Here is a 21,420-nt window from a genome sequence, read left to right on the forward strand (position 1 = left end):
GGCTTTTCTTTATGAAGTACGGATCAAACTACATCCGGTATTTTGAATGGCACCCTTTGCAAGAGCCCCCGATCGCACCCATCGCGTCGCGCACGGATGCGGCATCCGTAATCGAGACCCCTTTTGCAGCACTCTCAAGTGCCGCAGCTTTCGAGACAAAATCATCCCAATTTGTCCAGATGTCAGCTTTGGCTTCACTCATTGGGTCCGATTCTTGAGCTTCAAACAAAACAGGTATCGCAGCCGCCTTTGCCGCAACAGCATCAACTGCCGCCTGCGCCGCAACAGCGTCAAATTCGACAGCACCTTTGGCCATGCTACCCAGCGTTTTCATCGAGGCGCCAATCGTTTTCATTCCCGCCATGCGATCCGCGACCGCTTGGTTCTCGACCCCAGAATGCGCAAACACCGCTGCTGCAACACTGATCAAAACGGCTGATGTTGTGAGGAGTTTTTTCATTTTCTTCCACCTGTACAAAAATAAAGAGCAACGAGGCGCACGTTCTAAGCGCCTGTGACGGGATTATACACCAAAATTGCGTCTCGCCATATGCGCAAAATTACCAAGTCGATTTTGGACCCAATCCCTCTCTCGCAATGGAACCCCGAGGCCACCAAGTTGTGGGGGCCGTTAGCGGCGACCTCGGGGAAAGCACATTCGTGCTTATCCAAATCATCGCATCATATTTTGGTCAAATGAGGATACGCGCAAGAAATTCAAAGGCTTTTTCATGGCAATACCAAGGCAAAAGGCGTGGCAGCGCAAATCACCTTGGGCAGTCCCTTGATTTATCGGCGCAATGGGCTCACTTTGAAAGCATGACGATGCCGACACCCTTTCCGGGGCAGAAAAATCCACACGACAAAGTTGCGTTCGACCGGCACGAGCTGGGCGCGATTATGGGGCTATATGGCAAAATGGTCGCAGCGGGCGAATGGCGCGACTACGGCATGTCATTTCTCAAAGATGTCGCTGTGTTTTCGGTGTTCCGCAGAACCGCTGAAAACCCAATGTATCGCATAGAAAAAAGACCCAGTTTGCGCAATCGCCAAGGCATGTATTGCATCATCGCCATGGACGGTCACATTTTAAGACGTGGGCATGATTTGCGAAAAGTGCTGCGCGTGTTGGAACGCAAACTCATCCGCAGCGTCGAACAATAGCACTTAACTCAACCGCCGATGCCCCGTCAGTGGACCATCCCCTTGGGCTTCAATCCGCGCAATGGCTTTTGCAATCGGCTCATACGCCACCGCCATGTGATGCGCATTGGCGTGAATCAGTGTTTCGTCATCAACGCAAATCGCGATATGGCCTTTCCAAAACAGTAAATCGCCGCGCGCGAATCCAGACCCAAACACATCTTGGCCCACGCTCATCTGCTGATCGCTGTCACCTGGACACGCAATATCGCACGCCAATAAACTCGCCTGCACCAAGCCAGAGCAATCAATGCCAAAGCTTGAATTACCGCCCCAAAGATACGGCGCGCCAAAAAAGAGCTGTGCTACGGGAACCGGATCTGAAAAGGGTCGCGCTTTCAAACGCACATGCGCTTTGGGCACGAAGTGGCCAGTGTCCGTTTCCACAAATTTGCGACGCTCATCGACCACACAGATTTGCGTCCCAAAAGATATGGCTTCACCGGCCTCTGACTTAAAATCATCCTCGGGATAAAGGTGACTCGCGCGTGCAGAAATAAAGTGCGTCGGCTGAAACGGAAATCCAAGATCGCCTTCCGCAATATATCCCACATAACCATCACGTGCCGCACGGCCAAAGGCCCAACCTTGATGGCGCTCAAGCACCTCGAAGCGCTCGCCCATAAGAAGCTGGCGATCGCGCGCACCGTTCGGCGCACGCCGTAGATCGGCGACCGGTTTAGAAACCGAGGCCTCTATCGCTGCGACTTCTGTTTGGCCATTTGAGGCATGTCCAAACAAGGCCACGCGCGCATTTGCAGGGGTGGTGCGCCGATCACTCATACTTCAACAAGTCCGGCAAAGCAGCCAAAAGCGCGCGCGCGCCCATGCCTACGCCACCTTTTGGGCGCCCCGGCAAAGCGGACGGACACCATCCATAAATGTCAAAATGCATATAGCGCGGCGTTTTGGTCACGAAGCGGCGCAGGAACAATGCCGCTGTGATCGATCCAGCCATACCGCCAGCGGGCGCATTGTCCAAATCTGCTATGCTCGGTTCAATAGCTGCTTCATATGGATCCCAAAACGGCATTTCCCACACAGGGTCGCTTGCAACCATCGCCCCTTTTTTCAAGGCAGCCGCATCGTCGGTTTCAGTTGCGTAAAATGGCGAAAGATCAGGGCCGACAGCCACACGTGCAGCGCCCGTCAATGTCGCCATCGACACGATCAAGTCTGTTTCTTCCTCATCGGCCAAAGCCAGTGCATCCGCGAGCACCAGCCGTCCTTCGGCATCCGTGTTGTTGATTTCGACCGTCAAACCCTTTCGAGAGGGTAAAATATCTTGCGGCCGAAACGCGTTGCCGGACACCGAGTTTTCCACCGCAGGGATCAAAACGCGCAGTTGAATCGGCAAATCAAGCGCCATAATCATATGCGCCAACCCCAACACAGTTGCGGCACCACCCATATCTTTTTTCATCAGCCCCATAGATGCGCCGGGCTTAAGATTCAGTCCACCAGTGTCAAAGCACACGCCTTTGCCCACCAAGGTCAATTTTGGACCCTGTGTGCCCCAACGCATATCGATCAAACGTGGCGCACGGGGTGAGGCGCGCCCGACTGCATGGATCATGGGGAAGTTTTCATTCAAAAGTCGATCACTTTGAATCGTCGTGAATTGCGCACCAAAGTCTTGCGCGAGCGCGTTCGCCGCATCTTCAAGCTCTGCCGGACCCATATCTGAGGCGGGTGTATTGATCAGGTCACGCGTTAAAAACTCACCCTGCGCGATGGCTTCAAGGCGCGCGGCATCAATGTCTTTCGGCGCAGTGAGCTGTGCCTTTGGGCGCGATTTTTCAGCGTACCGGTCAAAAACATACTCTGCCAAAAGCCATCCCAGAAGCTGTTCGTCCAACTGCACGCCGGTGAGGTCAGTTTCCAGATGGTACACGGCCTTTGGCAGTTTGCCGCGCACAGTCGCCAATGCAAATCGCGTACGTACGAGATCCTTTTGCGTTCCAAGCCCAGCGACAGCCCCGCCAATCCCGTCTTTCGATGGCAAAATGCAAAGACTGCCTGAAGCGCCAGAAAACCCATTGGCCTTGAGCCACGATGCGTCTTCATCGGATAGCGACGACATCAAAGCATCTAGATCGGATTTCATCACAAGATACAAAGGAACGGATTTGGTAGACGTGTCGGTATTGAAAAATGGCATTGGACAAGCTCTCGTGAGTGTTTCTCCTCAACCTAGCCAATCCAACGCCACCTGCAAGCCGGATCGCGATGCGCAACCCGATCCCTTGTGCACCAACCCGCTAAACAGATGCGTCTTGGAGGTCCCACACGGCCAAAAGCGATCTTTCACCGATGCGCTTTAGCCGCGCAACAGTGGCAGCCAAGGCCGCCCCGTCATCTTGCGTAGCCAACATGTTTACGTCTGACGCGACACGCGCAAATGTTTCCATTCCGATCTGTTCGGATATGGCGATCATTGAGCGCGCTGCCTTTTGCATTTCGCCGAACTGACCCTTTTTGTAGCTTCCTTCGACCTTATCCAACCGCGCCGCGAGTTCTTCCATGGCCCGTGAAACGATCTGTTCTGCGTTGGATGCCCCCAACTGCGCATAGAGATGATCCAAACGTTCTCTATCAACTTGTACGACCGCTTCGGGCCGCATTGTTCTCACCACCATCTTATCTCAATCCTAAATTATGCACGCCCCCACGTGCTGCACGTTCAAATTGATGCAAGAGGCTCAAGAAAAGGTTTAGACCCCGCAGTTTTTTCCCTCGAATTCCGCTCAAATTATCTATATGTTTGGCGAAATTCGTTCCCCATATTTCAGGAGATTCACCACTAATGCAGTATGTTAAAAACCTGCCTGGCTATATGGTTCAGCGCTATCATGGGTGGAAGGCCACCGCTTACGCCGACAACAAGGCTTGGTATCGCCGCCTTGCTGAAGAAGGGCAGCGCCCACGCGCTATGATCATTTCGTGCTGCGACTCACGTGTGCATGTGACGTCTATCTTTGGTGCGGACGAAGGCGAGTTCTTTATTCACCGCAATATCGCCAATTTGGTGCCACCCTTTACGCAAGACGGCGACCACCATGGTACCTCTGCTGCGATTGAATATGCCGTCACCGCGCTGAAAGTGGCACATATTGTTGTTTTGGGTCATTCCAATTGCGGCGGCATCAAAGGGTGTCACGACATGTGTGCAGGTCTTGCGCCAGAGCTTGAAGAAAAATCATCTTTTGTGGGCCGCTGGATGGACATTATGCGCCCTGGCTATGACCGTATTTCGTCACTGCCCGAACAAGACCGGACACGCGCGCTTGAAAAAGAAGCTGTGCTTGTGTCGTTGGAGAACCTTGTTACGTTTCCCTTCGTACAAAGTGCCGTGGAAGATGGCAGCTTGACTCTGCACGGCCTGTGGAACGACATCGGAGACGGGTCTTTGCACCAATATGAATCAAAATCACGGTCATTCGTGCCTGTGTAACTTAAAGAAATTCGAACCAAAAAATCGGCGGCCCGTTGTAACGGTGCCGCCGATTTTGGTTTCAGGCCATAAATCTCGTGACCTCTAGCGCAGGATTTGCCCCTCGGGCCACCGCAGGTTTTCATCAAGTTCTATGCTTTTTGAAGCACCTGCCCCTAGATCAAAGCGCCAACTCAAAACGCCGCGACGATCATCTAGGTCTTGCTCTGTTGGCATCGGACGCGCTGTCCATCTGACCTCAAGATCGTCTTGCTCTGACACAGACACGCGGTCCAAAACTTCAACAGGCCACGCACGACTTGTCAGGTTTTCGACATCGATGCGCACGTTGCTTGATGTCTGGTTGGACTTAGAAATAAACCCGCGGTCACCTTCGTTGCGATCCAGAACCACGCGGCTCACTTTGACCCCGTCAACACGACCAAAGGGCATTGTAAACTCTGCACCGTCCACAACACTGCTCAAGTGGTGCGACCCAATGTAGGCGCCATCACGAAACAACTTCACAGGACCTTGTAGCAACGCTTCACCACTGTCGTTGGTCACATCGGCGATTAGGTACCCCGCGTCATTGTACAGTGGCACAGCGCGCAAGGTGAGATCTGGTACGAGCGAAATCGCATCCAACGCCAGTTCCGTGTGCGCCTCATTTGACGACAACAACGTAACGGGGCGCGGGTAATCGTAAGACTGGCTGAGGCCATAACTGCGAACACTTGCGGTCTCTGCGACGGCGCCCGATTGCCTTTCCATCATCGGCTCTGCCAACGACATAGTGGCGTCCGCCATTTCCACTTTCTGCAAGCTTCGCGTTTGATAGGGGTCAGTGAGACGGCGAATATATTCGTACACCTCACTTGGCGCGACGCTTTGAAATGGCATATCGGTCGAGACACTCAGGTCGACATCCAGCCAAGACTCCCCTGTGCCTTGCAACACGGCCAACGTGCGTTCGAGCGCCAACGTGTTTTCGACAGTATCGAGCGTCGCTTGGTACGTGGGCGCCCAACTGGCACTTTCGGTGAGATATTTGAAAGACACGTCGACGTCCGTTGGCGCATCAAGCGTCAGGTCAAACGTAATCCGCAAGCGGTCATTGTCCATCGGTACGATCTTGGCCAACGCCGCTTCAGCAGCGTCTAAATCCAGCTTCAGATCGGCAACAATCTCAGCCGCAGCACGCGAGCGCACTCGCGCATCTTGCGCCGCCAAACGGGCCTCAAGCGATTGCGCCCGCACCATTTGCGAAAACTCCGCCACCTCAGCCGCCGTCGCCGTATCAGGAGCAACAAGACCGCTGATAAACCGCAACGCATCGTCCGCGGCGGTAATTTCTAGGTTTATGAGGTCCACGTCTTGCTCGGCCTGCGCAAGCTTGTCTTCGATCTCAACATAAACCGCATACTCTGGCAGGTCGCTGACGCTTGCACGATAGTCGCGTTCATCCAGCGTCTCAGATCCAACAGACACTTGGCCAAGGACGCCACTGCTCACCTGCGTTTGCAGGCTGTCCGCCTCAAGCGTGCTAAAGTTCAGCGGAATATCTCGAAAAGTGATCTGATGCGTCCCTGCCGGAAGCGAAAGCGTCGCCTCGCGCAGGACACTGGCACCTCGCACATAAATGGTTGCCTCGGAAACGGTGCTACGCGCTTCGAACAGGTCGGCGAATGCCACGCAAGGTACAAGTGCTGTGGCGGATGAAATTGCGAAGAGTGTTGAAATCAATTTGGGGGTCATGTCTTCCTCCGATTGGCTGATCAGAGTGTTCTATGCCCCCGCCGCAATCACAAGGCGCAAGATTGCGCATTGCATCAAAGGGGCGGTTCGTTGCCGATGTCATGCGCGCACGAAAAAGGGGCGCTCGAAAGCACCCCTTGTAAACTTTGCAATCACGAAAGACGCGATTAGCCTTTTTTGAGCACCCGACGGCCCAGCAACTCGGCGATCTGAACTGCGTTCAAAGCAGCCCCTTTGCGCAGGTTGTCAGAGACACACCACATGTTCAGGCCGTTTTCGACAGTCACATCTTGGCGGATGCGCGAAATGAAGGTCGCGAAATCGCCAACACATTCAACAGGCGTGACGTAACCACCATCTTCGCGCTTATCGACAACCAAAATACCAGGAGACTCGCGCAAGATATCGCGCGCTTCTTCTTCGTCGAGGAACTCTTCTGTCTCAACGTTGATCGATTCAGAGTGGCCAACAAACACAGGCACGCGCACACAAGTCGCGGTGACTTTGATAGATGGATCGATGATTTTCTTCGTCTCGACGATCATCTTCCATTCTTCTTTGGTATCACCCGAATCCAAGAACACATCGATGTGCGGGATCACGTTGAACGCGATCTGCTTGGGGTAAACTTTCGGCGCTTTTTCCTGACCGGGCACGTACATGCCTTTGGTCTGATCCCACAACTCATCAATCGCGTCTTTGCCAGAGCCAGACACAGATTGGTACGTGGACACAACAACGCGTTTGATTTTTGCGCGGTCGTGGATTGGCTTCAACGCAACAACCATCTGCGCGGTCGAACAGTTCGGGTTCGCGATGATGTTTTTGTTAGAATACATCGTGATCGCGTCAGGGTTTACCTCAGGCACGATCAGCGGAATTTCAGGGTCATAACGGTACAAAGACGAGTTATCGATGACCACACAGCCAGTTGCCGCGGCTTTGGGTGCGTATTCTTTTGTGGCTTCTGAACCAACAGCAAACAACGCCATGTCCCAGCCCGTGAAATCAAACGTGGCAAGGTCTTTCGTCGTCAGGGTCTTGTCGCCAAATGAAACTTCGGTGCCGAGAGATTTACGTGACGCAAGCACAGCAATCTCATCTACAGGGAACTGGCGTTCAGCCAAAATGTTTAGCATTTCGCGGCCCACATTGCCTGTGGCGCCAACGACGACGACTTTATAACCCATCTGGGGTACTCCTTATGTCCAATGACAGCCACGGGGGATACCAATTTGCACAGAATTGTAAAGCCACAATCCGTGATGGGCCTTATTTCATGGGGTGAAGTGTGACCCTTGGGTCTGATTTCACAAGGTCGTGGACGTACTGTGCCTCTGAATCAAAATCGTGCGGCACATCATCGGCCGTGCGGCGGCCAGACAACGATAGTGATGAAAAGAAATCAAACCCGTACAGGTTGATCTCGCGCGCGCTACTTTTCGCCACAAGATCAATCATCATCGCACCTGTCGTGGGCTGGCGCCCCAATCTGTCCTTCATCGCGTGAAACTGCGCCAAAGGATGCAGGTAAAATCCATTTGACGTCGCCGTAGCCCAATCCAAACGTTTGCGCTTATGACTCATCCACAGATACGTTGCAGCATTGATCCGAAGTCGGTCTGCCGAGGACAGGTTCGTCGCCAGTGCCAGCCAATCGGTTTTGCTGCCGTGACTGACCGCATCCGGCATCGGCGCGCGGTTGATGCGAATAACAACGTCGTGGCTGTCGATGTCTGCACCAAACGTCGTACGTGCCAAGGCCCGCGCATTTCCGATCACAGCGACAGATTTACCAGCCAAAGTGGACAACAACGCTTGCTGCGTCACCGATAGACGTCCAAGCGGCGCATCTTGGCGCAGGGTCCGCGCGTATAGGAATTGAACCCTATTCATTTGTCAAAAGTGCTTCATACGTATCAATCAAAGCGTCAGCTTCCCTTTGAATTGAGAAATCCTTCTCCACATGCGCCCGCGCCGCTTCGCGCATGTTTTGCGTGCCAGCGCGATCATCAATCAAACCAGATAAGGCTGTCGTCAACGCGCGCGTATTGTCTTTCTCAATCAAACGCCCTGTCACACCTTCTTTGATCTGCGCATCAAACGCACCAACCTCGTGACACGCAACGGCGGGCGTGCCGCACGCCATCGCCTCAATGGGGGTCAACCCAAACCCTTCGCGACGTGCAGGCGCCACAAAGAGATCCAAAGTCTGATACAATTTCACAACATCCGCCCATGGCAATTCTCCCAGAAACGTCACCCGATCTGCAAGACCCGCCTCAACCAGTTTAGCCTCAAGGTCCGCTTGAAAAGGTTCAAATTCCTTCGTCGTTAGTCCCGCAAAGACGATGTGCACATCGGGGCGCGACGGCAAAAGCTCAAGCGCTGCTTGAACAAGCAAATCTTGCCCTTTTTGCGGACGAATGCGTCCAAAGCACCCAATCAAAAAACCCGAAGGCATCTTCATCTGAGCGCGCAAAGCCATTCTGTCCGGTGCAGGGTGAAAAACAACGGTATCGATCCCATGCATAATCACGGTCGCAGGGTGGTCCAGAAAACTTGCAGCTTGCGGCGAGGTCGCCACGAGCGCATCCATTTTAGAAATCAGGCGTTTGGTGAACGGCTTGTGATTGCGCTGCGCGGCAGAGGTGAACAACAGCTTGAACTTTCGCCGCAGAAGCTTTGTGAAAACCAACCCAAGGACCATCTCATTGTTGCGGCGCGCATGCCAAACGCGCCACCGATTGCGCGGCAAAACTGAGACGCGCCACAATGAAATATGCGGTACATTTTCAGGCAAACCAAGGCCCGTGGCGCGAATATGGATTTTGCGCGCCTGAACAGGAATCAACCGCAGAACAGTCGTGGTTACGCCCGATAACCGCCGGTTTAGATTTGGCGCAAGGACTTGTACATCGTCTTTATTCTCACGCATCTGCTATCCTTGATCGTCGCGCTCTTTGCTCAAAAGATATACCAGACAGCCCACACACAATGAAACGGCAAAAAGTCCGAAAACCACTTTGTACGCCACCAAGTTATCTGTGCCCTGAACTGCTGCGCTGACAAAAACGCGCCCTGTCAGAATTTGGAAAATCCCAACGCCGCCAATTGAAAACAGATTGATCAGTGTCACACCGCGTCCGGTCAAATGTGCCGGCAATAGTGTACGCCCGTGGTTCATGATTTGTGAGAATGCTGATCCAAAAAAACCGATCCCCACCAATAAAACCGTGACCATAAACAAACTCTGCTGACCCGCACCGGCCCAAAGCCAAGCGATGCATACGCATGCCAGTGAGGTTCCCAAAAGAACAATATGCTTTCGACTGCGAATGATCCGATCCATTGGACCAAACGCAAGCGCGCCCACAATCATCGACAACGCCATAAAGAATGTGACGCGCCCAATGCCGTCTGCGCCCAAACCGTAAACATCCGATAAGTAGCCGCCAGCCCAACTGCCGCGCAGTCCAGCGGGCGTGGCATAGGCAACACCCGCAATTGCCAAAACAGGATAAAGCGGCCAGATTTTCAACACCGCCGACAACCCACCTGAAGACGACGTCTCGGACTGGTCCAATATGGGCGGATCTTGGACGAATTTATACAGTGCAAAGGCGATCGCTATCGTTGCGACGACCAGTGCCCAACACGCGCCTCGCCATCCGATCAAAGACATCGTCCACGACAGTGGCGCCGACGCCGCAAGATTGCCCAACGACCCCAAACCGACCACAAGGCCAGCCAAAGTCCCGAATCGATTTGTCGGTGCGCTTCTGGCAAAAATGTAAAACGAGGCCATAAGAACTGGCGAACATCCAATGCCGATCAGCAGCATCGCCGCGTAAATGGCCCATGGCCCCTGCGCCATGGCAAACACCATTGCGCCGCCTGCACCCCCAGCTGCCAAAAATACGGCAGCCGTTTTACGCGGGGATCGGTTGTCCAAGAGCCAGCCAACTGGAATTTGCATTGCCGCAAACGCGAGGAACCAAACACCCAAAGCCGTCGACACTTGATCGGCCCCGAGGCCAATATCAGCTTTGAGAACAGGAGCGAAAACCGCCAAGCAAGACCTGTAAAACTGGCTGAGGCTGTACGCAACGATCAGCCATACCAAACCTTTTACCATGACTTAAATCCTCGCCTAAAAATTGAATTTGCGCGCTTGTGGGCTATCCGCGACGCAAGTTGCTTCAAGAGAAAACCTCATAGCACAGCCATGCACTAGGGGGGAACTTTTGGAAATTAACATCAGTTTTGGCTATATAGGGTCGGAAAACGCTAAAAATGTGCCCTCCATGCCACTAGTACCCCCTAAGACAACAACCGCAAATGAAGTTTAGGGTTTATATGTGAAAGAGAATATGGCACATCTGGAGTGATCTTGGCACAGTAGCCGAGTGAATACCTCTTTATGGAGATTTGGTTATGAAAAAAGTTATCCTTGCAGCAACTATCGTTGCAGCTTCCGCTTCTGCTTCTTTCGCTGGCGGCTACTCTGAGCCTATGGTTGAAGCAGCTCCTATCGTTGTTCCAACTGAAGCTGGTTCTTCTGGTTCCCTCGGTGGCAACGCAGCATTGATTTTGCTCGGTCTCGTTGCAGTAGCAGTTGCTTTGAGCACTGACGGCAGCGGCAGCTCAGAGTAAATTCTTGGCGCAAGCCTAGGAATTTGAAACGGCGATCTTTCGAAGGGGTCGTTTCGACAGTCAAGATATTAAAAAGGCCCGCAACAAGCGGGCCTTTTTTAATGCGTCATGATGTCAGCGCCCTTAGGTGCTCAAAGCCGCAAGCGACAGAATACCATATTGCCAGCACTGGCACCCACCATGTTGGATCGAATAAGAGTGTCCTTGGTGGACATCAGAATTGTCGATGAGGCGGATCAGAGGCCCAAGAGGATAATTCCATTCTCAACCTTGACAGGAAACGAAGCCGTCTGACCTTCGTCGGCGCCTTGTGCAGCACCGGTTTCAAGCGAGATAACCCAGTTGTGCAGAGGGCATGTGACGCATCCGTCATGTACGATCCCTTGGCTGAGCGGGCCGTTTTTGTGCGGGCATTTATCTTCGAGTGCGAACACGCGATCATCTGTGGTGCGAAAGACCGCAATGGTCATGTCGCCGTTTTTTACACAGCGTGATCCTTGGCGTGGAATGTCTGTAATTGGGCCAACTTCGACCCAGTTTTTGGCTTGGATGTTCATTCCGCTGCCTCCAATTTGAGGTCAGCCATGGGTGCGAATTCATGCGCCTCAGCGCCTGCAACACGTTCCGCCCATGGGTCGACTTGTGAGAATTTTTGTGAGAATGCGAATCGTTCAGCATAGGCTTTGCGCGCATCAGCATCGTCGTAGATCACCGACTTGATGTGGTCATATCCCAAACGATCCGCCCATTTGTAGATACGCTCGAGATAGAACCCTGTTTCACGGTAATACTGCGTCAATGCACCGACAATTTCGATCACATCTTCTTCTGTTGGAACAACACCCAGCTTTGTGGTGCCTTGAATATGCAACCCAGCAGCGCCACCATATAGGATCTCATACCCACTATCGACGCAGACAATCCCGATATCTTTACAGGTGCTTTCCGAACAGTTGCGCGGACATCCTGAGACGGCGAGTTTCAACTTGGCTGGGGCCCATGCGCCCCACAAATGTTGCTCCAACTTGACCCCAAGACCCGTTGAGTCCTGCGTGCCAAATCGACACCATTCCTTACCAACACAGGTCTTTACGGTGCGCAAACCCTTCGCATAGGCAGCACCAGAAATCATGCCTGCGTCGTTCAGATCCTTCCAAACAGGGACAAGATCTTCCTTTTTGACACCAAGCAAATCAATACGCTGACCGCCTGTGACTTTAACAGTTGGTATGTCGAATTTATCAGCAACATCGGCAATCGCACGCAGTTCGTCAGGGGTCGTGAGACCACCGAACATACGTGGCACGACAGAATATGTACCATCTTTTTGAATGTTGGCATGGACACGTTCGTTGATGAAACGAGACTGCATGTCATCAATGTATTCACCGGGCCAATCGCAAACCAAATAGTAGTTCAACGCTGGACGACATTTGGCGCAGCCTTCAGGCGTGGACCATTCCAATTCCTGAAACACTGCAGGGATCGACTTCAATTCTTTCGCTTTGATTAAGCGGCGCACATCGCCGTGTGAGTGTGTCGTGCAACCACACATGCCTTCGGCTTCTGGGATCACAAAAGTATCGCCTAGGGTGAGCCCCATGACATTTTCGACCAGTCCCGTACAGGTGCCACAAGAAGCGGACGCCTTTGTGTGGGCGCGCACTTCGGCCAAGGTGCCCAAACCTTTGTCGTTGATCGCGGCCACGATTTGGCCTTTGGTGATGCCGTTACAACCACAGATTTCTGCGTCATCCGACATGTTTGCGACAGCCGCCAATGGATCAACCGCTCCGCCGCCTTGGAACGCCTGACCAAAGATCAAGGTCTCACGCATCTCTGAAATGTCTTCGCCGGATTTCAGCATCTCGTTGTACCAGCCGCCATCCGCGACATCGCCGTACAACACCGCACCGATCACTTTGTTGTCTTTCAAAATGACCCGCTTGTAGGTGCCACGCATCGCATCGCGCAAAACGATGTCTTCGCGATCAGGGCCTTCGCCAAAATCACCAACGGAATAGAGATCACAGCCTGTGACTTTCAGCTTGGTTGGGGTTTCAGTGTGTTTGAATTCGGCGTCACTTGGGCCTGACAAATGCGCCGCAATCACGCGCGCCATTTGGTACAAAGGCGCAACGAGGCCGTAAACCATACCGCCCACTTCAACACATTCACCAACGGAATAGATATTCGGATCAGAGGTGCGCAGCGTAGAATCCGTGACGATGCCACGACCGACTTCCAAACCTGCATCAACAGCCAGTTGCGTGTTGGGACGAATACCAACGGCCATCACCACAAGAGAAGCATCGATCACCCGACCATCGGCCAGCTCAACGCCTTCAACCTTATCGGTGCCCAAAATCTGTTTGGTGTTGGCTTCGCACAAAACCTCAATGCCACGGCTTTCCAATTCGCGTTTCAGCAAGAAACCCGCAGCAGGGTCCAGCTGACGCTCCATCAGGGACGGCATCAAGTGAATGACAGTCACGTCCATGCCTTGCATTTTCAGACCAGCTGCGGCCTCAAGTCCCAGCAAACCGCCGCCGATGACAACTGCGTTGCCACCTTTTTTAGCCGCATCAACCATGCCTTGCGTGTCGTCCAAATCGCGGTAAGCCAATACGCCATCAAGCTCGTGACCGGGGACAGGAATAATGAACGGGTTCGACCCTGTTGCGATCACCAGCTTGTCATACTCAGCGACGATGCCGCCTTCAGACGTGACCGTTTTTGCCTCACGGTCGATCTTTGTCACCTTCTCACCACGGTGCAACGTCACGCCATTTTCAGCGTACCAATCGTCTGAATGGATAATGATATCTTCGTAAGTCTTTTCGCCGGACAAAACTGGAGAAAGCATAATACGGTCATAGTTCACACGCGGTTCGGCGTTGAAAATCGTCACCTCATAGGCGTCGCCCGCCTCGAACAGATGCTCCAACATCCGACCCGGTGCCATGCCGTTTCCGACCACTACAAGTTTGAGTTTTTGTGTCATGTACTCGTGTCCCATTTCGGCTTTTGCACGCTGGAACACGGGGGTGTTTGACAAACTCGGCACCGCATCCCTGACCTTGTGAAAGGTCACGTGCAGCGCCGTTGCTGCGCCCTCAAAGAGAGCAAATATCTATGTCTGCCACATCATTGTGGCGGGGCATCTCTACCCGACTTAACAAAGCAATGCGCCTAGATGCAGAACGGTTCAAGTGCACCGCTTTATACAGTTGCGAATTTGAGGCGACTTTCAGGTAAAGTTTTTAAACTGCGCAAAAATTACGCAGTAATTTCCATAAATGACCAAAAAGTGTCTCGATATGTACTTGGCAAAAGGCATCACCCGCCGCACGCCAACGGCTGTGATTCCCTGTAGCTAAGTCATAGCCGTCGGCTGGCCTCAATCACAAGATCATCCAAACCAGCACCGCCATCGGCGACAAATGCCACCAGTTGCGCTTTCATGCGAGGCTCCCAAAAATCCGAAATATGATCGGCAACACCTTGTGCTTGATCAATTTTGGGCTGGGTTTTGAAAAACGCAGCGATCTGATTGGCCATACGGATCATCGTTTCAGGTGACATTTTTAGGTCCTGCCTCAATACGGTTGGGATGTGAGAAGATTTCAAATTCGGGAGAGCGCGCATAAGCGACCAACGTCACACCTGCCTCTGTGGCCACATCCACGGCCAATGCAGTGGGCGCGGATACAGCAATCAAGGTGGAACACCTCGCCATTGCCGTTTTTTGCACCATATCCATAGAGGCCCGACTGGTGATCACAAAGGCGCCCGTCGCAGGATCACGCCCAGCGCGCATCAAGGCACCGATCAATTTATCAAGCGCGTTGTGCCGACCGACATCTTCGCGCGCCATCACGATACCTTTGCCAGCCACAAGAAAACCTGCGGCGTGAACCGCACGGGTTTGATCGTGAAGCGGCTGTTGACTGCGCAAGTGATCGCTGGCCGTGGCAAGATCGCTTTGTTCAAGATCAGAGGTCACAGAATTTAAACTCGGCAACGCGCGCATCGCTTCATGAAGGCTATCAATGCCGCACAATCCGCAACCCACTGGCCCCGCCATTTTACGACGACGCGCAGCAAGCGCTTCTGCTTTTTTCGCACTCAGCCACAGCTGAGCCTCAACGCCTTTGTCATGCGTCACAATTTCAAACCGTTCGATCTGCGCAATCTCAGACACAAAACCTTCGCTCAACGCAAAGCCATAGGCAAAGTCCTTCAGGTCTTGCGGAGAAGCCATCATCACGGCCTGCGTCGTGCCATTAAAACTGATCGCGACAGGCGTTTCCTCGGCCAGATCACGCCCAGATATATGTCGAAACGGTGTCACCACCCTACTCGGCAGCCGGCACGATACGGCGCGATTTCGCGGCTTGAGACGCATAGTCTTCCTGCCAATCGCTTGGACCATTCGACAGGCTTACCTGCACCGCGGTGACTTTATACTCAGGACAATTTGTCGCCCAATCCGAATAATCCGTCGTGATGACATTGGCCTGCGTGTCGGGGTGGTGGAACGTCGTATAGACCACGCCTGTGCTCACCCGATCAGTAAGAGTGACCCGCAAAGATGTCTCGCCAGCCCGCGATGTCAGTCGCACCCAGTCGCCTTCTGAAATACCACGTACTTCTGCATCATGTGGGTGCACCTCAAGCACATCTTCTTTGTGCCATTCCACGTTCTCAGTGCGCCGCGTTTGTGCGCCGACATTGTATTGCGACAAAATGCGACCGGTGGTCAAAAGCAACGGGAATCGAGGCCCAGTGCGTTCATCCGTGGCGATATATTCAGTCACCATCAAGCGGCCTTTGCCCCGCATAAACCCATCAACATGCATCAAAGGCATGCCATCGGGGCTATCCTCGTTGCACGGCCATTGCACCGATCCTTTGTCTTCGAGCAACTGGTAATTCACGCCCGCAAAAGACGGCGTCGTCATCGCGATCTCATCCATGATCTCGCTTGGGTGCGTGTAATTCCAGTCCGCGCCCATGGCATTGGCCAACATTTGGGTCACTTCCCAATCGCCATAGCCATTGCGCGGCGCCATGACTTTGCGCACGCGATTGATGCGGCGCTCAGCGTTGGTGAACGTCCCGTCTTTTTCCAAGAAGGTCGATCCAGGCAAAAACACATGGGCGTAATTGGCGGTCTCATTCAAGAACAGATCATGCACGATCACGCATTCCATCGCGGCCAAACCAGCTGCGACATGTTTGGTATCAGGGTCAGATTGCAAAATATCTTCGCCCTGACAGTAGAGACCTTTAAAGGTTCCATCGACAGCCGCATCGAGCATATTTGGGATGCGAAGCCCTGCTTCAGGGTCGATTTTGACGTTCCATAGGTTTTCAAACACATCACGCGCATCTGTGTTTTTCACATGGCGATAACCCGGCAGTTCATGCGGGAACGACCCCATGTCACAGGCACCCTGAACGTTGTTTTGACCACGCAAGGGGTTCACGCCCACACCTTTGCGACCGATATTTCCAGTCAGCATTGCAAGGTTGGCAATGCCCATAACGGTTGTCGACCCTTGGCTGTGTTCTGTCACCCCAAGACCATAGTAAATCGCGCCATTGCCACCCTTGGCGAACAAACGCGCAGCGGCACGCAGTTCGCCCGCATTGACGCCTGTCAAAAGCGCTGTGCCCTCTGGGCTATTCTTGGGATCAGAGACAAAAGCAGCGTAATCGAGGAATTCATCCCAATCGCAACGGGTGCGAATGTAGTCCTCATCCATCAAGCCCTCAGTCACGATCACATGGGCCAAAGCCGTTACCACAGCCACGTTTGTGCCCGGGCGCAGAGGCAAATGATGTGCTGCCTCAATATGCGCTGACTTCACCAAATCAATGCGACGTGGATCGATGACGATCAGCTTAGCCCCTTGGCGCAGGCGCTTTTTCAACCGCGATGCAAACACAGGGTGACCATCTGTCGGATTGGCCCCGATTACGATCACAACATCGCTGTGTTCGACACTGTCGAAATCTTGCGTGCCTGCGGATGTGCCAAAAGTCTGACCCAAGCCGTACCCTGTGGGCGAATGACACACGCGCGCGCAAGTGTCGGTGTTGTTATTGCCAAAGACAGCGCGGGCCAGCTTTTGCACCAGATAGGTTTCTTCGTTGGTGCAGCGGCTCGATGTGATCACGCCAATGGATTTTTGCCCGTAAGTCTCTTGCAAGCCATGCATCTTTTTCGCGGCAAACCCCATTGCTTCGTCCCATGACACTTCGCGCCATGGCTCATCGATACTGTCGCGAATCATGGGCGACAAAATGCGGTCGCTGTGGCTGGCATAGCCATAGGCAAACCGCCCTTTGACACAAGAATGCCCACGGTTCGCCTTGCCGTTTTTATAGGGCACCATGCGCACCAAAGTGTCGCCGTTCATTTCCGCTTTGAACGAACAGCCGACCCCACAATAGGCACAAGTCGTAACCACAGATTTCGTCGGCGTACCAAGCTCGATCACCGACTTTTCTTGCAGCGTCGCTGTCGGACATGCCTGCACACAGGCGCCACAGCTGACACAATCGGACGACATGAAATCATCCAGTTTCGTGCCAGCAGAAATACGACTGTCAAAGCCACGCCCCTCCATGGTCAAAGCAAAAGTGCCTTGGACCTCTTCGCAGGCGCGCACGCAACGCGAACAGGCGATACATTTGGAGGGCTCATAGGTGAAATACGGATTGCTTTCATCCTTGGGCATGTATTTCGGGTTCGGCCCCGTGGCGGTGCGGGTGGCGAAATGGGTTTCCTTGGCGTCATAACGCACATCACGAAGGCCAACGACCCCCGCCATATCTTGCAATTCGCAATCGCCGTTGGCGGCACAGGTCAAGCAATCAAGCGGATGGTCAGAGATATAAAGCTCCATCACGCCCTTGCGCAGTCTTTGCACTTTGGCGGTCTGGGTTTGAACGACCATGCCCTCAGCAACTGGCGTTGTACAGGACGCAGGCAGGCCACGCCGCCCTTCGATTTCCACCGAACACAAACGGCAGGACCCGAAGGCTTCCAAGTTGTCTGAGGCACAGAGTTTTGGGATCGTCACGCCCGCCTCAGCAGCGGCGCGCATCACAGAGGTGCCTTCGGGCACAGTGATATCAAATCCATCGATGCTCAGCGTGACGGGCGCACCGGTTTTGGCGGGCGTCCCCATGTCGCGGTCATCTTGAATACCGTTGCTGTCCACAGCGTCCCAAGGGATTACAAAATCTTTCATTCTGCGGCCTCCGCTTTGCACTCGAAGTCATCTGGAAAATGCGTCAGCGCGGACATCACCGGATAGGGCGTGAACCCACCCAAAGCGCAGAGCGATCCGTCTCGCATGGTATCACAAAGATCAGTCAAAAGCTCTTTCGCTGCCTCGTCACCTTCAGCGATGCGGTCGATAGTCTCGACGCCGCGCACCGCACCGATGCGGCATGGCGTGCATTTCCCGCAGCTTTCCACCGCGCAAAACTCCATCGCAAAGCGCGCCATCGACAGCATGTCTGCGGTCTCATCGAACACAACAACGCCCGCGTGCCCAATTAAGCCACCTGCTGCGTCGAATTCTTCATAGCCAATCAATGTGTCGAATTTCTCAGGCGGCATATAGGCCCCGAGAGGCCCGCCGACTTGCACCGCTTTGACCGGTTTGCCAGAGGCCGTGCCGCCACAAATGTCATTGACCAAATCGCCCAAAGGAATGCCAAAGGGCGCTTCAAACAAACCGCCCTGTGCGACATTGCCAGCGATCTGCAACGGCGTGGTGCCCCGCGACCGACCAATGCCGAAGTTTTGGTAAAATGCAGCACCTTTTTCAAAGATCACCGGAACAGTTGCCAAGGACAAGACATTGTTCACAACAGTGGGTTTGCCAAACAGACCTTCCAGTGCAGGCAGCGGAGGTTTTGCCCGAACAACACCGCGCTTGCCCTCCAGCGAATTGAGCAAAGAGGTCTCTTCACCGCAGACATATGCCCCCGCACCAACGCGCACTTCCAGATCAAAAATGTAATCCGATTCCAGCACATTTTGACCCAAAAGACTTTGTGCAAAAGCGATTGAGATCGCCTTGTTCATCACATCAATCGCATCAGGATATTCAGAACGCAGGTAGATGTAGCCCTTTGTGGCACCGACCGCGAGGCCAGCGATGATCATGCCTTCGATCAGACAAAAAGGATCGCCTTCCATCAGCATGCGGTCGGCAAATGTGCCGCTGTCGCCCTCGTCCGCGTTGCAAACGATGTACTTTTGATCGGCCTGAGCGCCGGCAACCGTGTTCCACTTGATCCCCGTAGGGAAACCCGCGCCACCACGTCCACGCAAGCCGGAGTCTGTCACTTCAGAAACGATCTCAGCGCCCGTCATGGTCAGGGCGCGTTTTAGACCCGAAAGTCCACCATTCGACGCATAATCGTCCAAGCTCAAAGGATCGATCACGCCACAGCGTGCAAAGGTCAGCCGCGTTTGTTTGGCGAAAAACGGGATATCTTCGACACGTCCTAAAGACGTCAATGTGCCATCCAAAAGTGCGGAAACATCATCTGTTGAAACAGGCCCAAAAGCTTTGCGCCCCTCGCCTGTGTCGACCTCGACCAAAGGCTCAAGCCAGATCATGCCGTGCGATCCATTGCGGATCAATTCAATGTCTAAACCAAGCTTTTGTGCCTCAGATGTGATGGCCTCAGCCACATCATCAGCCCCCAAAGCTTTTGCGGCGCTGTCCAGTGGAACGTAAATCTTCATGCGCCTGCCTCACTGATGATTTGATCCATGCGCTCTGCATCGACCCGTCCGATAACTTTATCGTCGATCATGACCGCTGGACCACAGGCGCACAGCCCCAAGCAATACACGGGTTCAATTGTCACGGCGCCATTCGCCGTTGTCCCGTGCCAAGCAACGCCGAGTTTTGCCAAAGTGGTATCGGCAAGGGCATTGGCCCCAACAGCCTGACAGGCTTCTGCGCGACAAATCTTGATGACGTGGTGACCAGAGGGAGCATCCTTGAAATCGTGATAGAAAGACTGCACACCATGCACTTCGGCGCCACTGATATTAAGTGCGTCAGCGATCAAATCGATTGCCGCCTGCGGCACATGATCAAACGCCTTTTGTAGCCCGTGCAAGATCGGTAAAAGCGGACCTTCCAGCGCAAGGTGCGCGTCAATAATCGCCCTAATGTCTGCGTCATCTGGGGTCTGATATGGTCGCGTCATAGCGGATCCTCTTGCAAGCGTTTAGCCAATTGAGCATGGCGCGCGCTGAGACATCAAGAGTGAAACGCCAATTTCGCCCTGCGCAAAAACACACAACTACCTCATGCCAGCTGAGCAACCTTGCAAAGTGACATTTTTACGCAACCGAAAGAAGCCAGCGGCAGGTCTCAATCTTCGCGCTTCGCACGGCGCAAGAATGGCGAGATACGGAACGACGCTGCAGAGGATGCGCGCGACCGCGTGCGCAAAACTGGCGTGTTTTCAGAGTTGCCGCTTTGCGATTCACGGAACACGATATACAGACCCGACGCGATAATGATGCCAGCCCCAATGATCGTCGGTAAGTCGATGCTTTCTCCAAAGAATAGCGCCCCGAACAAGGTCGCCCAAATGATCTGCGAGTACTGCATCGGCGCGACGATGGCGGCCTCTGATGCCTTATAAGCAATGATAAGGAAGATACCGCCCGTGAAGCCCAACAAAGACAACGCGCCAATACCCCCCATGTCCGCAAGCGGCATTGGTTGATACGCAAAGATCATCAAAGCGCCCATAATCACAAAGTTCGAAACCATCGGGTACAACATCAAAACGACGGTGCGCTCTTCTCGCCCGACTTTTCGCACGATAATCGACGCTGTCCCGCCAACAAACGCACAGGTCAGCGCAGCCATATGGCCCAAGGTGAATTCGGTCGCACCAGGGCGCAATACGACGACAACCCCGATCAAGCCGACGATCACGGCGATCCAACGATGGCGCCCAACTTTTTCTCCCAAGACGGGGATCGACAACACGGTGATCAACAACGGTGTCGCAAAGAGGATCGCATACACCTGTGCGAGCGGCAAAACCGTAAAGGCGTAGAAGGCCGCCATGGCATTGATCGTCGAGCACGCTGTCCGCAAGGCTGTCCACCAAGGATGCACAGGGCGCAAGTTTCCAGAGGTCTTGTCACGCATCAGCATAAATGTGACGAGTGGGAAGGAAAACAGCGTCGAGAAAAAGATCATTTGGAACGGCGAATAGGACACGCCCAAATACTTGATCACAGCGTCATGGGTCGCAAAGACCGCGAAGGCGAACAATGCGTAAAATGCGCCAGTGATATTCATGAG

Annotated in this window: 20 protein-coding genes; 3 read left to right on the top strand and 17 right to left on the bottom strand. The window is 53.5% G+C overall.

Going from position 1 to position 21,420, the window contains the following annotated elements:
- Positions 1-28 precede the first annotated feature (28 nt).
- Positions 29-460 carry a cytochrome c gene (locus ABF287_RS15415; RefSeq protein ID WP_347185886.1) on the bottom strand — a complete coding sequence of 144 codons (432 nt, stop codon included), beginning with the start codon at positions 458-460 and terminating at the stop codon, positions 29-31.
- Between the two features lie 359 nt (positions 461-819).
- Between ABF287_RS15415 and ABF287_RS15420 the strand changes: the two genes are divergently transcribed.
- Positions 820-1,164, top strand: a complete 345-nt coding sequence (locus ABF287_RS15420; protein ID WP_347185887.1) for a DUF2794 domain-containing protein — start codon at positions 820-822, stop codon at positions 1,162-1,164.
- Between the two features lie 3 nt (positions 1,165-1,167).
- On the opposite strand, the gene ABF287_RS15425 is transcribed toward ABF287_RS15420, so the two are convergent.
- The 3 genes from ABF287_RS15425 to ABF287_RS15435 all read right to left on the bottom strand — a co-directional run bounded on the left by ABF287_RS15425 (position 1,168) and on the right by ABF287_RS15435 (position 3,842).
- Entirely contained in the window at positions 1,168-1,986 is an 819-nt protein-coding gene (locus tag ABF287_RS15425; RefSeq protein ID WP_347185888.1) for an NlpC/P60 family protein, read from the bottom strand.
- A complete protein-coding gene (locus tag ABF287_RS15430; RefSeq protein WP_347185889.1) occupies positions 1,979-3,364 on the bottom strand; it encodes a leucyl aminopeptidase family protein in 1,386 nt (461 codons plus the stop codon). The genes ABF287_RS15425 and ABF287_RS15430 overlap by 8 nt, the downstream gene beginning before the upstream one ends.
- Before the next feature lie 100 nt (positions 3,365-3,464).
- Positions 3,465-3,842: a hypothetical protein gene (locus ABF287_RS15435; RefSeq protein ID WP_347185890.1), complete on the bottom strand. Its 378-nt coding sequence runs from the start codon at positions 3,840-3,842 to the stop codon at positions 3,465-3,467.
- A gap of 167 nt (positions 3,843-4,009) precedes the next feature.
- Between ABF287_RS15435 and ABF287_RS15440 the strand changes: the two genes are divergently transcribed.
- A complete protein-coding gene (locus ABF287_RS15440) occupies positions 4,010-4,657 on the top strand; it encodes a carbonic anhydrase (RefSeq protein WP_347185891.1) in 648 nt (215 codons plus the stop codon).
- Between the two features lie 84 nt (positions 4,658-4,741).
- Here ABF287_RS15440 and ABF287_RS15445 read toward each other — a convergent pair whose 3' ends face one another.
- The 5 genes from ABF287_RS15445 to ABF287_RS15465 form a co-directional block, all read right to left on the bottom strand.
- Entirely contained in the window at positions 4,742-6,394 is a 1,653-nt protein-coding gene (locus ABF287_RS15445; RefSeq protein ID WP_347185892.1) for a DUF4139 domain-containing protein, read from the bottom strand.
- A gap of 167 nt (positions 6,395-6,561) precedes the next feature.
- The gene (locus ABF287_RS15450) at positions 6,562-7,584 is read right to left on the bottom strand and encodes an aspartate-semialdehyde dehydrogenase (RefSeq protein ID WP_347185893.1); all 1,023 of its coding nucleotides are present in this window, start codon (positions 7,582-7,584) and stop codon (positions 6,562-6,564) included.
- 82 nt (positions 7,585-7,666) lie between these two features.
- A complete protein-coding gene (locus tag ABF287_RS15455; RefSeq protein WP_347185894.1) occupies positions 7,667-8,290 on the bottom strand; it encodes a glycosyltransferase family 29 protein in 624 nt (207 codons plus the stop codon).
- Positions 8,283-9,332 carry a glycosyltransferase family 4 protein gene (locus ABF287_RS15460; protein WP_347185895.1) on the bottom strand — a complete coding sequence of 350 codons (1,050 nt, stop codon included), beginning with the start codon at positions 9,330-9,332 and terminating at the stop codon, positions 8,283-8,285. The genes ABF287_RS15455 and ABF287_RS15460 overlap by 8 nt, the downstream gene beginning before the upstream one ends.
- Positions 9,333-9,335: 3 nt before the next feature.
- Positions 9,336-10,532, bottom strand: coding sequence for an MFS transporter (locus ABF287_RS15465; protein WP_347185896.1), 1,197 nt, complete (start codon positions 10,530-10,532; stop codon positions 9,336-9,338).
- Between the two features lie 299 nt (positions 10,533-10,831).
- Here ABF287_RS15465 and ABF287_RS15470 point away from each other — a divergent pair, with 299 nt between their 5' ends.
- Positions 10,832-11,050: a hypothetical protein gene (locus tag ABF287_RS15470; RefSeq protein WP_347185897.1), complete on the top strand. Its 219-nt coding sequence runs from the start codon at positions 10,832-10,834 to the stop codon at positions 11,048-11,050.
- Between the two features lie 236 nt (positions 11,051-11,286).
- Here ABF287_RS15470 and nirD read toward each other — a convergent pair whose 3' ends face one another.
- The 8 genes from nirD to ABF287_RS15510 all read right to left on the bottom strand — a co-directional run bounded on the left by nirD (position 11,287) and on the right by ABF287_RS15510 (position 21,417).
- Positions 11,287-11,607 carry a nitrite reductase small subunit NirD gene (gene nirD / locus ABF287_RS15475; RefSeq protein WP_347185898.1) on the bottom strand — a complete coding sequence of 107 codons (321 nt, stop codon included), beginning with the start codon at positions 11,605-11,607 and terminating at the stop codon, positions 11,287-11,289.
- Positions 11,604-14,054, bottom strand: a complete 2,451-nt coding sequence (gene nirB / locus ABF287_RS15480; protein ID WP_347185899.1) for a nitrite reductase large subunit NirB — start codon at positions 14,052-14,054, stop codon at positions 11,604-11,606. Before nirB ends, nirD begins: the two co-directional genes overlap by 4 nt.
- A 377-nt stretch (positions 14,055-14,431) precedes the next feature.
- Positions 14,432-14,635: a formate dehydrogenase subunit delta gene (locus tag ABF287_RS15485; RefSeq protein WP_347185900.1), complete on the bottom strand. Its 204-nt coding sequence runs from the start codon at positions 14,633-14,635 to the stop codon at positions 14,432-14,434.
- A complete protein-coding gene (gene fdhD, locus ABF287_RS15490; RefSeq protein ID WP_347185901.1) occupies positions 14,625-15,404 on the bottom strand; it encodes a formate dehydrogenase accessory sulfurtransferase FdhD in 780 nt (259 codons plus the stop codon). The genes ABF287_RS15485 and fdhD overlap by 11 nt, the downstream gene beginning before the upstream one ends.
- Before the next feature lie 4 nt (positions 15,405-15,408).
- Positions 15,409-18,315, bottom strand: a complete 2,907-nt coding sequence (gene fdhF / locus ABF287_RS15495) for a formate dehydrogenase subunit alpha (RefSeq protein WP_347185902.1) — start codon at positions 18,313-18,315, stop codon at positions 15,409-15,411.
- Positions 18,312-19,829, bottom strand: coding sequence for an NADH-quinone oxidoreductase subunit NuoF (locus ABF287_RS15500; RefSeq protein ID WP_347185903.1), 1,518 nt, complete (start codon positions 19,827-19,829; stop codon positions 18,312-18,314). Before ABF287_RS15500 ends, fdhF begins: the two co-directional genes overlap by 4 nt.
- Positions 19,826-20,302, bottom strand: a complete 477-nt coding sequence (locus ABF287_RS15505) for a formate dehydrogenase subunit gamma (protein WP_347185904.1) — start codon at positions 20,300-20,302, stop codon at positions 19,826-19,828. Before ABF287_RS15505 ends, ABF287_RS15500 begins: the two co-directional genes overlap by 4 nt.
- Positions 20,303-20,469: 167 nt before the next feature.
- Complete coding sequence (locus ABF287_RS15510; RefSeq protein WP_347185905.1) at positions 20,470-21,417, bottom strand: DMT family transporter; 948 nt, start codon at positions 21,415-21,417, stop codon at positions 20,470-20,472.
- Positions 21,418-21,420 lie beyond the last annotated feature (3 nt).

Source organism: Pacificibacter sp., from assembly GCF_039769035.1.
Classification (GTDB): Bacteria; Pseudomonadota; Alphaproteobacteria; order Rhodobacterales; family Rhodobacteraceae; genus Celeribacter.